Source organism: Amycolatopsis tucumanensis, from assembly GCF_021654135.1.
GTDB classification, from domain to species: domain Bacteria; phylum Actinomycetota; class Actinomycetes; order Mycobacteriales; family Pseudonocardiaceae; genus Amycolatopsis_E; species Amycolatopsis_E tucumanensis.
On the sequence record NZ_JAKGSD010000018.1, the window covers coordinates 138395 to 149227 of the forward strand.

Consider the following 10833-nt stretch of genomic DNA (forward strand, 5'->3'; position numbering starts at 1 on the left):
ATGAAGGCTGTTACCTGGCACGGCAAGCGTGACGTCCGCGTCGACGAGGTCCCGGACCCGCGGATCGAGGAGCCCACGGACGCCATCGTCCGCATCACCTCGACCGGCATCTGCGGCTCCGACCTGCACCTGTACGAGGTGCTCGGGCCGTTCATGGGGGAGGGCGACATCCTCGGCCACGAGCCGATGGGCATCGTCGAGGAGGTCGGCTCCGGTGTCACGAACATCAAGCCGGGCGACCGGGTCGTGGTGCCGTTCAACATCTCCTGCGGCCACTGCTTCATGTGCGACCAGGGCCTGCAGTCGCAGTGCGAGACCACCCAGGTGACCGAGAAGGGCAAGGGTGCCGCGCTGTTCGGCTACACCAAGCTCTACGGGCAGGTGCCCGGCGGCCAGGCCGAGTACCTGCGCGTGCCGCAGGCCCACTACGGGCCGGTCAAGGTGCCCGAGGGCCCCTCCGACGAGCGGTTCGTCTACCTCTCCGACGTCGTGCCCACCGCCTGGCAGGCCGTCGAATACGCGGGGATCCCGGACGGCGGCAGCGTGGTGGTGTTCGGGCTCGGCCCGATCGGGCAGATGTGCTGCCGCATCGCCGCGCACCGCGGCGCGGGCAAGGTGATCGGCGTCGACCTGGTGCCGGAGCGGCTGGCGCTGGCCGAGCGGTACGGCTTCACCACGGTGGACGCCAAGGCGGTGAAGGACGTGCCGGGCGTGGTGCGGGAGATGACCGGCGGCCGCGGCGCGGACTCGGTGATCGACGCGGTGGGCATGGAGGCCCACGGCGCGCCGCTGGGCAAGCTGACCCACCAGATGGTGGGGCTGCTGCCGGACCAGATCGCCGCGCCGCTGATGGAGAAGGGCGGCGTGGACCGGCTCGCGGTGCTGCACCAGGCCATCGCCACGGTGCGCCGCGGCGGCACGATCTCGCTGTCCGGCGTTTACGGCGGCATGCTCGACCCGCTGCCGATGATGGACCTGTTCGACAAGCAGATCCAGCTGCGGATGGGCCAGGCGAACGTGCGGCGGTGGATCGACGACGTGCTGCCGCTGGTGAGCGACGACGCCGACCCGCTCGGCGTCGAGGACCTCGCCACCCACAAGCTGCCGCTGGAGGACGCGCCGCGCGCCTACCGGATGTTCCAGCAGAAGCAGGACGGCGCGATCAAGATCCTCCTGCAGCCTTCGGCGTGACGAACGCGGCACGCGAGGATTTCCGGACAGCGGAGCGTAGCCCCGGATGATCACCCGGCTATGATCTGGCTCCCTGGGATTGTCCAGCAGCGTGGCACCCGTGTTCGATCAACTCCACTGCAGGAGCCGTACACGCATGTCCACGCCCCGGAAGCCGGACCCCTTGTCCGACCTGCCCGCAGGCCAGAGCGCCGATCAGGTCGGGATGTACCACTGGGACATCCGCGCCGCGAAGTGGACCTGGTCCTCGGAGATCCACCTGATGTACGGCTACCAGCCCGGCTCGGTCGAACCGGGGCTGGACCTGGTCACCAAGCACGGCCACCCGACCGACCGGCGCCAGCTGGCCGAGGTGTTCGACGAGGCCCGCCGCACCGGTCAGCCGTTCAGCGCGCAGCAGCGCATCCTGGCCGCGGACGAGAGCACCCGCGCGGTGGTCGTGGTCGGCGACGTCGAGGAGGAGGACGGCGAGGTCGTCGGCGTGCACGGGTACTACGTCGACCTGACCACGGCCCGGATCCGCGAGGCCGAGCAGCTGTCCGAGCTGGCGGGCGAGGCGGCCGGGCTGCAGCGGGCGATGGCCTCGCGCGCCACGATCGAGCAGGCCAAGGGCATGATCATGCTAGCGTACGGGCACGACTCGGCGGGCGCGTTCGAGCTGCTCATCCGCGTGTCGCAGCAGAGCAACGTCAAGCTGCGCGACCTGGCCGACCGGCTCGTGGAGGCCGTGCCCGCGTCCGGCCAGCCGCCCGCGCAGGCCCGTGCCCACCTTGAAACGATTCTGGCGCGCTTGTCGGCCGCGGAGGACGTGTAACCGGCGAGTCTCGAGGTACCCGGAACGTGACACGGGTGAAAGGAGACATGCCGAAATGAGCACGATCACCGAGTCCGTTGACGTGAACGTCGACGTCCGCACCGCCTACAACCAGTGGACCCAGTTCGAGTCCTTCCCTGAGTTCATGGAGGGCGTCGAGGAGATCCGTCAGCTCGACGACACGCACACGCACTGGGTGACCAAGATCGGTGGCGCGAAGCGCGAGTTCGACGCGACGATCACCGAGCAGCACCCCGACGAGCGGGTCGCCTGGCGGTCCGACTCCGGCCCGAGCCACGCCGGCGTCATCACGTTCCACCGGCTCGACGACCACAAGACGCGGGTGACCGCGCAGATGGACATCGACCCCGAGGGCTTCGTCGAGCAGGCCGCCGACAAGCTCGGCATCCTGGACCGCCGCGTGCACGGCGACATGGAGCGCTTCAAGGCGTTCATCGAGAAGCGCGGCGGTCAGGAGACCGGCGCGTGGCGTGGTGACGTGGACCGTCCCGGCAGCTGATGGCCACCAAGACGCAGCGGACCGCCGCCGAGTTCGTGCCGGACAGCCGATCGCTGGACCGGCTCCGCTCGGCGGCGCTCGGCTGTCAGGGATGCGACCTGTACCGAGACGCCACCCAGACCGTGTTCGGGGACGGGCCCGCGCCGGCGAAGGTCATGATGCTCGGCGAGCAGCCCGGGGACCGCGAGGACGTCGCGGGGGAGCCGTTCGTCGGGCCGGCGGGCCGGTTGCTGGACCGGGCGCTGGAGGAGGCCGGGGTCGACCGGTCGCAGGTCTACGTCACCAACGCGGTCAAGCACTTCAAGTTCGTGCGGGCCGACCGGGGGAAGCAGCGGATCCACAAGAAGCCCTCACGCGGGGAGATCGTGGCGTGCCGTCCCTGGCTGGTGGCCGAACTGGAGGCTGTGCAGCCGTCGGTGGTGGTCCTGCTGGGGGCGACCGCGGCTTCATCGCTGATGGGCCCGTCGTTCCGGGTCACCGCCCATCGTGGGGAGTTGCTGCCGGCGCCGGAGGAGTTCTCCGGGCGGCCGGAGCGGGTGCTGCCTACCGTGCATCCGTCGTCGGTGCTGCGGGCTCCGGATCGGGACGAGGCGTTCGCCGCGTTGGTGAAGGATTTGCGGGCTGTGCCATCGGTGATGTGACGGCTTGCGGTGGTTGGGGGTCGCCTCGCTTCGCATCGGCGGGGATTTTGGCTGGGCGGGCCCTTCGTTTTTCAGCGTCTTACGGTGCGGTGGGCGCGTCAAGGGCGCCTTCGGCGTCGCTGCGCGGTGGGGCTTCGCCCCACCCTTGACCCGCCCACCGCACCGCAAGGGATGGCGGGGACGAAGGGGCAGGGAGGGGTTTAAGGGCCTTGGTGGGCGTTGGGTGCCTTCGGTGGCTGTTGCTTGCTCAGAAGCAAGGCCCCTCGCCTGTGGTGAGGGGCCTCTTCGTGTTCGCTGTCAGGTGTTGCGCTTGCTCAGGCCGTCGCGGATCTTGTCGATGAAACCGGCCCCGGGGTCGAGGATCAGGTTCATCGGCGGGCGGTCCGGCGCGGCCGGGTGCGGGCGGGTCGGCGCCATCTTCTTCGCCTTCGCCACCTTGTCACCCAGGTCGCGCAGCTCGTCCGGCGAGCAGGCGGACTGCAGCTTCGGCAGCAGGTCCTTCTCCTCGTCCTCGATGTGGTGCCGGATGTCGTCCATCAACTGGCGCATCAGCTCGTCGAACCGGGGGTCGGTCGCCGGCACGTCCTCCAGCTGTTTCATGACCTCCTCGGCCTCCGCGTGCTCCTCCAGCTCGTGGTCGGCCAGCTCGTCGCCGTTCTCCAGGTACTTCCGCGCCGCCGGGTACATGAACTGCTCCTCGGCGACCGAGTGGCGCACCAGCTCGGCGATGACGTGGTCGGCCAGGTCCCGGCGGTGCTCGGGAGTGCCCGCGCCCGCCTCCAGCTCGGTGAAGACGCGTTCGATGTGGCGGTGATCGGAGATGATCAGCGCGATCAGATCGGGTTTCTCTGCGGCAGTCATGCGACTGCGGTACCCGTACGGGTGGAACCTAACCTCACGGATGCGCGGTCAGGCGCAACGAAAAGTTGTCGAACGTCGCGGGCAGCGGGCGGCCGGGGCCGGGCTTGGGGGAGGAGTCCACTGTGTAGTCGCGGTCCCGGATCATCGTGGCCAGGACCGTCGCGCTGGTGAACAGCACCAGGTTCTTCGCCGGGCACTCACCCGGCCCCGCGCTGAACGGCACCAGCGACGGCTCCTCCTGCGCTCGCCCGTCCAGCCAGATCTCCGGCACGAAGCTGTGCGCGTAGGACAACCGCGAATCGTCCCGGTGGAACAGCGGCGCGAACACCAGCAGACCCGTCCCCGCGGGCACGCGGTGGCCGTGCCAGTCCAGCTCCTTCGTCGTGTCCCGCAGGATCGCCGGCGTCGTCGGCCACAGACGGACCGTGTCCAGCACGCACGCGCGCAGGTAACCCAGCTCGGCGCCGGACGCGAGGTCCTGCCGCGCCTTCTGCCGCTGGGCGGGATGCGTGGCCAGCAGCGCCAGGGTGCGGAAGGTGACCATTCCGGCGGCGTCGAACGCGAACAGCCAGTGCCCGATCTGGCTGGCCACCTCGTCGTCCGCCGCGAGCCCGCCGGCCAGGCTGTCCTCCGGCGCACGGGCGAGCAGCGCACGGACCCGGCCGAGGAACTCCTCCCGCAGCCTGCGCCGCCGCGGCAGCAGGTACGACCAGTTCGCAGCCAACCGCAACCGCTCCAGCAGGTCGGTCGTCGTCTGGTCGTCGCGGGCGTGGTCGCCGAACACCACCCGGCGCACCATCCGCCACCACACCGGCGCGAACGTGTCCCAGTCGAGCGGACCCGGGCCCAGCGCCGCGAACTCGTCCGCGACCTTGGCCTGCACCGACGGCGCCAGGTGGTGGGTGGGGCGGCTCGTCTCCAGCGCGCGCTCGGTCCACGCCCGGCGGCGGTCGCGTTCCGGCCCCTCGGAGATCAGCACCCCGTGCGGCTGGAACTGCGACAGCGCCTTCTTCTTCTCCAGGTTCGCCGGGGTGAACGGCTCCGGCGACTCCGCCAGCACCCGGCCGACGTCCTCGGGGGAGAGCACCAGCGCGAACGACCGGCCGGGCACCGCCAGCCGCAGCAGGCCGTCACCGTGGCGGGCCCGCAGCTTCTGCAGCGTCTGCACCGCGGAGGCGTCGGCCTGCATCTTCTCCAGCAGGGTCATGACCCGCGGTCGCCGCTTGATCACCCCGCCCGCGAGCGTGGGGCCGACCACGCCGGCGAACACCTTCGTCGTCTCCGCCACCGAGGCCGTGGGCAGTCCGTTCATCGGGTCACCAGCTCCGCGATCCGGTCCAGCGCGTGCTTCGCCTCCGGGATGTTCGCGATCATCCACGCGTGGAACATGCCGCCGTACTCCCAGTACTCCAGCGGCACACCCTGCTCCTTCGCCTTGTCGTAGAGGTTGCGCGCGTCGGCCAGCAGCACGTCGCGCGTGCCGATGAAGCAGCTCAGCGCGCCCAGCCCGCGCAGGTCCCCGTTGATCGGGCTGACCAGCTCGTTCGCCGGGTCCAGGCCGCCGGCGTACAGCCGCCCGGCCTCCCGCAGGCCGGTGACGCCCAGGTACGGGTCGTGCCGGTCGTACTCGGGCAGCGCAGGGTCGGTCATCGTGATGTCCAGCCACGGCGACAGCATCACGACCTCCTTGGGCTGCGGCCTGCCCTCGTCACGCAGCGCCCGCGCCAGCACCAGCGACAGGCCGCCGCCCGCCGAGTCGCCCATCAGGACCTGGTCGCGCGGGTCGACGTCGCCCAGCACCTCCTTGTAGGTGGCGTGGATCATCGACAGCGTGTCGTCGTAGTGGCTGCCCGGCGCCAGCGGGTACAGCGGCGCGGTGACCGCGCAGCCGGTCCTGGCGATCAGCCGGGCGAAGAACTTCCAGTGGTCACCCTGGATCTGGTGCACGTACGCGCCGCCGTGGAAGTACAGGACGTGCCGGCTGGTGGCGTTCGCCCGCGGGCGCAACGTGTACACCGGGTGACCGTGCACCTCGGCCCGGTCGACGTCGACCTGCTTGCGCACCGCGGGGGGCGGCAGCGCGTTTTCCCGCTGCTGCCGCGGCCCCATGCTCTTGTGCAGCGCGTCCACGTCGGTGAACGTGCGTTTGCGCCCGGTCAGGAGCATCTCGGCGATCAGCAGTTTGGCGTGCAGGCTCGTCTTCCCGATCACCGGTTCCGGTTACCCCTGCTCCTCCGGCGCGAAACTAGACCAGGTCGCGGGGGAACCTGCGGTGCCAGTTGCGGGAGAACACCCGGTTCGCGCCCTCGTAGCCGTCCAGCGTGGCGTGCAGCACGAACTCCTCCGGCGTGCACGACAACACGGTGTGCGTCTCGGTGCGTGCTTCCCAGTCGCCGCGCGCGAACGTCATGCTCCACTTCGTCTCCCCGCGCACCGAGGCGAAGTCGTCGGCCACCGAGCTGTAGCGCTCGTAGGCGCGCCGGGAGATCTCCAGGTCGTGTTCGTCCAGGCGCACCGTGCCCGAGTCCTTCACGATCTCCAGCGCCGAGCGGTATTCCACCAGGTCACGGGACACCGTCCAGCGCTGCTCGCCCGGCTGCAGCACGGTCGTGGTCATCGGCGGCGATCCCTCGGGCTCGCCGAACACCGCCCCGGTCACCTCGTCCGACTCGCGGATCGGCCGAACCGGCAACGTCAGGGAGCTGCCCGGCGTGTGGACGGTGAGCCGCGCCGGTTCCGGGGCCGGCCACGCCAGCGGCCAGTACGAAGTGGACAGTGAGAGCCGGATGCGGTGGCCGGGCGGGAATGCCTGCGCGACACCGTTGAGTTCCAGCTCCACCTGGTAGCGCTTGCCCGGCTCCAGCGGCCGCGGCTCGTGGTTGCTGTCGCGGTGGGTCAGGTTCAGCAGGCCGTAGGTGATGCGGGTGGCCCGCCCGTCGGGGTGCACGTCGGACAGCCGCGCCGCGACCATCGCGACCGGTTTGTCCACCGACAGTTCCAGCCGCACCTTCGGCGCGCCGAGCACCTCGCACGTCTCGGTCAGCTCGTCGCCGTCGAACACCAGCGAGCCGCCGTCCTCCTCGCGCTGGTCGTAGGGCAGGTCCGGCGGGGCGTTGTAGGAGGCCCACTTGCCGGCGAACTGCCCCACCGACAGCGGCGACTCGACGTGCAGCGCGCTCTCCGGCACCTCCTCGTCCGGGCGCGCGATGCGGTGCTGCGCCAGCGGGTAGGTGCGCCAGTCGATGTGCGGCGAGGGCCACTGCGGCTCACCGACCCAGCGGCCGGGGCGCTCCTCGTAGGACGTCGACGGCGGCACGCTGTCCTGCATCCAGGTCAGCAGCATCGGCCCGTCCATCGCGCCGTTGTCGCGGTCCTTGAGCCAGTGGTCCCACCACTTCACGACCTCCTGCAGGTACCCGATCGCGGGGCCGGGCTGGCCGAGGTGCGGGTACTTGTGCGACCACGGCCCGATCAAGCCTTTGCGCGGCACGGACAGGTTGGCCAGCAGGCGGGTCACGGCGTTGGAGTAGCCGTCGGCCCATCCGCTGGAGGCGAGCACCGGCACCTGCACGTCGCTGTAGTTCTCGCACACTGAGGCGTGGCACCAGTACTCGTCGCGGCGCTGGTGTTCCAGCCAGGTGTCCACCCACGGGCCGACGCCCTCGGCGCGTTCCAGCCACATGTCGCGCCAGCGCTCGCCGACCAGCGCCGGGTCGGGCGGCAGGGTGCTGTAGGCGAACATCGTCCCGGCCTCGCCGAGGTTGTCCGACAGCATGCAGCCGCCCATGTAGTGGAAGTCGTCGGAGTAGCGGTCGTCGGTGAACGACGAGATGACGATGGCACGCAGGCTGGGCGGTTTCCGCGCGGCCACCTGGAGCGCGGCGAACCCGCCCCAGGAGATGCCCATCATGCCGGTGCGGCCGTCGCACCACGGCTGATCGGCGATCCAGGCCAGCACGTCCTCGGCGTCCTGCTGCTCCTGTTCGAGGTACTCGTCGGCCAGGACGCCCTCCGACTCACCCGTGCCCCGCAGGTCCACGCGCACGCACGCGTACCCGTGGCCGGCGAGGTACGGGTGGTGGACGGAGTCCCGGACGGCGGTCAGGTCCCGCTTGCGGTACGGGATGTACTCGAGGATCCCGGGGACCGGTTCGTCGTCGGCCGACACCGGCCGCCAGATCTTCGCGGCCAGTCTCGTGCCGTCCGACACCGGTATCCAGACGTGCTCTTCCTGAGTGATCTCGTACGGCAGGGAGCGGACCTCCCGCATATCCGATCAAACCTCCTCGAACTCGAACTTCAGCGAGTCGATCGTGCGCTGGTACTTGTCCTTCAGCTCGGCTTCGCTGTCCGCGCCGACGTAGACGAAGGCGAGTTCGAAGCTGTAGCTGTCCTGGGCGTCCATTTCGGACAGGCGCTGGCCCTCGGCAGGCACGATGTCGACCTCGACGCCCGGGATGTCCCGCTGCAGCTGCTGGATCTCCTCCTCGGTGGGGATCCGCTTGACGACGCCGTCTTCGAAGCGGCGGTGGTACCACTTGGCCGCGATCTTGTACTTGCCCTTGTCGTGCGGCATGTTCGGGCGGCGGCCGAGGCCGAGCTCGATCATGTTGTAGTGGTCGGGCACGCCGTCGACGTCTTCGAAGATCTCCGCGTGCGACTGCGAGTGCCGCGGGTTGATCTCCAGCAGCTTCACGTCGCCGGTTTCGGGCTGGCAGAAGAACTCGATGGAGAACGTCGAGTTGTTCAGACCGATCTGCTCGATGACCTTCTTGGAGACGTCGAGCATCTTCTCCACGATCGGCTCGGGCAGCTGCGAGGGGTACTGGTGGCGCAGGAACGACGAGCTGTCCGGGTAGTTCAGCGAGTCCAGCGCGCCGTAGACGACGACCTCGCCGTCGTGGACGTAGCCCTCGGTGGCGGCCTGCTGCCCGGTCATCTCCTCTTCGGCGAGCGCGGCGAGCGCTCCGGCGTCGGCGATCTCCGGCGGGATGTCGACGCCGGTCACCTGGTCCAGGATGTACTGGAACGGTTTGCCGACACGCCCGATGCCGGCGCGGATCTCCTCGACGGCCTCGGTGAAGTCGTCCTCGTCCTTGACGTGGAAGGCCAGCTCCGAGGAGAACGACTTGACCGGCTTGAGCCACATCGGGAACGACAGGCCCTCCGGCGGCTTGGGGTCGCCGTCGAGGTCGACCAGCGCGAACTTCGGGATCGCGTCGGTGGCCTTCTGCTGTTCGAGGCGGCTCCAGTACTTGTGCTCGCACTTGAGCACGCCTTCGAGGTTCGGGGTGGGCAGACCGAAGCGGCGGCCGAGGATCGGGACCATCGTGGTCACCGGGAAGTCCCAGTAGCCCACCACGGCGCCGATTTCGCCGTCGAAGGCCTCGAGTTCGGTCACGGCTCTGTCGATCAGGTCGGCGATGGGGATCTCGCCCTCCTGCACGTCCGCCTGCGTGAGGAGCTGGTGGTAGCGGTAGTTCTCCGCCCCCGGCACGCGTCGCAGGGTACGCAGGTTCGCGTCGTCGAGTCCCAGCACGAAGATGTTGGTTTCGCTCACCACGAGTTGATCCCCGTTGTCGGGAATCGGTAAACACCGGCGGGTGACGGGGGTAACCTCGCGACGTGCCCGATCTCAGCGAGTACCGGCGGAAACGCGATCCGCAGCGGACGCCGGAACCGATGCCCGACCGGGTGGTGCCGAAGGGTGACGACGACGTGTTCGTGATCCAGGAGCACCACGCCCGCCGGCTGCACTGGGACGTGCGTTTCGAGCGTGACGGGGTGCTGGTTTCGTGGGCGGTGCCGAAGGGGCTGCCGCAGCGCCCCGGACCGCCCCGGCTGGCGGTGCACACCGAGGACCACCCGCTGGAGTACGCGACTTTCGAGGGCGAGATCCCGAAGGGCGAGTACGGCGGCGGGAAGATGTTGATCTGGGACCGTGGCACGTACGAGGTGCTGCACTGGAACGACCACAAGGTCGAGGTCGACATGCACGGTTCCCGGGTGCGGGGCCGGTTCCTGTTCGTGAACAGCCACAAGGCGGATTCGCGGGACTGGCTGGTGCGCCGGATCGACAGGGGTAGCGGCGAGGAGCTGCCGGAGTTCGTGAAGCCGATGCAGCCGCGACCGGGTTCGCTGCCACCGGACGAGGACGGCTGGGCGTACGAGTTCCGCTGGCAGGGGGAGCGGGTGCAGGTCCGGGTGGAGGGCGGCAGGATCACGGTGCGTGACCGGACGGGCGAGGACGTCACCGTGTTGTTCCCGGAGTTGCGCACGCTGGGCGAGTCGCTGGGGGCGACGGAGGTCCTGCTGGACGGGGAGCTGATCGTGCTGGAGGAGGGCAGGCCGAGCCGGAAGGCGCTCAAGACGAGGGTGACGGCGGAGCCCCGATCGGTGAAACGACTGGCCGAGCGCTCCCCGGTGCTGTTCCTGCCGTTCGACGTGCTGCACGTGGATGGGAAGTCGCTGCTGGACCAGCCGTACCGGAAGCGCCGGGCGAGGCTGCGGAAGCTGAAACTGGCCGGAGAGTACTGGCGAACGCCGGAGTCATATGACGGCGGCGGGGCGGACGTGCTGGCGGCCAGCCTGGCGAACGGCCTGGGCGGAGTGACCGCGAAGCGCCTGGATTCGGTATATGAGGCCGGAAAACGAAGCGAGGCCTGGCGAACGATCGCCAAGTAGCAGCAACCCCCACCACAAATGCCGCCCGGCAACGAAACAAGACGGACCACCCCACCCCACAACCGCCAGCCGGCAACGCAAAGCAAGCGACTACCCCAACCAGACCTCCCCCGCCCCCGATC

Annotated in this window: 10 protein-coding genes; 5 read left to right on the forward strand and 5 right to left on the reverse strand. The window is 69.7% G+C overall.

Going from position 1 to position 10833, the window contains the following annotated elements; translation table 11 throughout:
• The 4 genes from L2C96_RS19665 (at window position 1) to L2C96_RS19680 (ending at window position 3166) form a co-directional block, all read left to right on the forward strand.
• Window positions 1-1191, forward strand: coding sequence for a zinc-dependent alcohol dehydrogenase (locus L2C96_RS19665; RefSeq protein ID WP_020421025.1), 1191 nt, complete (start codon window positions 1-3; stop codon window positions 1189-1191).
• Window positions 1192-1327: 136 nt separating this feature from the next.
• The gene (locus tag L2C96_RS19670; RefSeq protein ID WP_237337282.1) at window positions 1328-2005 is read left to right on the forward strand and encodes a PAS and ANTAR domain-containing protein; all 678 of its coding nucleotides are present in this window, start codon (window positions 1328-1330) and stop codon (window positions 2003-2005) included.
• Window positions 2006-2060: 55 nt separating this feature from the next.
• Window positions 2061-2525, forward strand: a complete 465-nt coding sequence (locus L2C96_RS19675; protein WP_020421023.1) for an SRPBCC family protein — start codon at window positions 2061-2063, stop codon at window positions 2523-2525.
• The gene (locus tag L2C96_RS19680; RefSeq protein WP_237337283.1) at window positions 2525-3166 is read left to right on the forward strand and encodes a UdgX family uracil-DNA binding protein; all 642 of its coding nucleotides are present in this window, start codon (window positions 2525-2527) and stop codon (window positions 3164-3166) included. The genes L2C96_RS19675 and L2C96_RS19680 overlap by 1 nt, the downstream gene beginning before the upstream one ends.
• Window positions 3167-3463: 297 nt before the next feature.
• On the opposite strand, the gene L2C96_RS19685 is transcribed toward L2C96_RS19680, so the two are convergent.
• Genes L2C96_RS19685 through L2C96_RS19705 form a run of 5 tightly spaced genes read right to left on the reverse strand, consistent with a single transcriptional unit; the run spans window position 3464 to window position 9587 of the window.
• A complete protein-coding gene (locus L2C96_RS19685; protein ID WP_020421021.1) occupies window positions 3464-4027 on the reverse strand; it encodes a hemerythrin domain-containing protein in 564 nt (187 codons plus the stop codon).
• Window positions 4028-4061: 34 nt separating this feature from the next.
• Window positions 4062-5339, reverse strand: a complete 1278-nt coding sequence (locus tag L2C96_RS19690) for a cytochrome P450 (RefSeq protein WP_237337284.1) — start codon at window positions 5337-5339, stop codon at window positions 4062-4064.
• Complete coding sequence (locus tag L2C96_RS19695) at window positions 5336-6238, reverse strand: alpha/beta hydrolase fold domain-containing protein (RefSeq protein ID WP_237337285.1); 903 nt, start codon at window positions 6236-6238, stop codon at window positions 5336-5338. The genes L2C96_RS19690 and L2C96_RS19695 overlap by 4 nt, the downstream gene beginning before the upstream one ends.
• Window positions 6239-6272: 34 nt before the next feature.
• The gene (locus L2C96_RS19700; protein ID WP_237337286.1) at window positions 6273-8297 is read right to left on the reverse strand and encodes a CocE/NonD family hydrolase; all 2025 of its coding nucleotides are present in this window, start codon (window positions 8295-8297) and stop codon (window positions 6273-6275) included.
• A 6-nt stretch (window positions 8298-8303) separates the two neighbouring features.
• Window positions 8304-9587: an ATP-grasp domain-containing protein gene (locus L2C96_RS19705; protein ID WP_237337287.1), complete on the reverse strand. Its 1284-nt coding sequence runs from the start codon at window positions 9585-9587 to the stop codon at window positions 8304-8306.
• A gap of 65 nt (window positions 9588-9652) precedes the next feature.
• Between L2C96_RS19705 and L2C96_RS45115 the strand changes: the two genes are divergently transcribed.
• Window positions 9653-10711, forward strand: a complete 1059-nt coding sequence (locus tag L2C96_RS45115) for a DNA polymerase ligase N-terminal domain-containing protein (RefSeq protein WP_237337288.1) — start codon at window positions 9653-9655, stop codon at window positions 10709-10711.
• Window positions 10712-10833: the final 122 nt, after the last annotated feature.